This is a genomic window from Pedobacter sp. KBW06 (assembly GCF_003852525.1).
Classification (GTDB): Bacteria; Bacteroidota; Bacteroidia; order Sphingobacteriales; family Sphingobacteriaceae; genus Pedobacter.
In genome coordinates, this window is sequence record NZ_QAJL01000016.1 from 1 (window position 1) to 1,449 (window position 1,449).

At 46.6% G+C, this 1,449-nt stretch carries 1 protein-coding gene; it reads right to left on the reverse strand.

Features of this window, described 5'->3' with window-relative positions:
* The coding region (locus tag DBR43_RS33130; RefSeq protein WP_255420986.1) for a type I polyketide synthase at positions 1-1,429 on the reverse strand (1,429 nt) is incomplete at its 3' end.
* Positions 1,430-1,449: the final 20 nt, after the last annotated feature.

Below are 1,449 nucleotides of genomic sequence, written 5' to 3' on the forward strand. Positions count from 1 at the left end.
ACAAGGCCTCCCAATCAACCAGGACACCTGAAACCCATAGCCGCGCTAACTCCGCCTCAGACTGCCCGTTGACATCATGCCGATCAGTACGATTTTTTTTGACACTTCCTGTAAAAAATGTACCTGTGTGACCAGTCAAAAAGTTTGTCAACTCGGTAATCAGGTCAGTAATCTGGTTTACGGCTACGGCAAATCGCTCTTCCATTGCTTCCCGGCCAATCTGTAGCGTATAGGCAACATCGTGTAAACTGAGCGCCGGAACGGAAAGCAGGTGTTTTTTTAGATCACCTGCATATTGTTGAAGCCTTTCCTGGTTCCTTGCAGAAAGCACAATAGTCACTCCTGCATCAGAAGTATATGAGGGCTTATTTTTAGCGGGATATTCTTCTATAACGATGTGCGCATTGGTTCCGCTAAAGCCAAAACTACTTACTGCGGCACGTCTTGGATGCTCAACATCAGATGCCCAGACTTCCGGTTTGTCCTGAATTTTAAATGGACTATCTGATAAATCGATCAATGGGTTCGTGTTTTCATAATTAATTGTAGGTGGAATCAATTGGTTTTTCAGGGAAAGTAAAATCTTGATGACTCCGGCGGCTCCCGCAGCCATTAAAGTATGACCGATATTTGTTTTTACACTTCCAAGCCCACAGTATTGCTTTTTAGCCGTAAACTCCCGGAATGATGCGGTCAGCGCGTCAAATTCTATCGGATCTCCCAGACTCGTTCCGGTACCATGGGCTTCTACATAACTAATGGTTTCAGGATGAATGTTAAACTGACGGTAGACTTCTGTTTCCAATTCGCGCTGCGACAATTCGCTCGGTGCCGTGATGCCATTCGTTGCTCCATCCTGATTGGTCAGACTGCCTTTGATCAGGCCATAGATCTGGTCATTATCACGTTCTGCATCTTCCAGTCGTTTCAGGATCAGCACTCCAACCCCTTCTCCGGGAACAAATCCATTTGCGCGGTTATCGAAAGTAAAACATTCCCCATCTGCAGATAACATGCCTGCCCTGTTCGCAAGCAGATAGAATTCGGGGGTATTCATGATGGTAATTCCTCCGGTGATGATCAGGTCAGTATCCCCTTTTTGCAGGCTCTTACATCCCATATCAATCGCGACCAAAGAACTCGAACATGCCGTATCTATTGCTATTGCAGGACCTTTCAGGTTCAGGAAGTAGGAGATCCGCGAGGCCAGAACTGAACTGGAGTTGCTCCAGAATGCAGATGCAGCCTTCGTATCCAGGATGCTTAAATAATCGCTTGCACCAACGCCAACATAAACACCGCATCTGCTCGCAGCCAATAAATCAGGCCGGATCGCCGCATCTTCTATCGCCTTCCAGCAATGTTCCATAAACAGTCGCTGCTGAGGGTCCATCACCTCTGCCTCTGCTCCGGAAATTCTAAAAAACATCGGATCAAACTTATCTATAT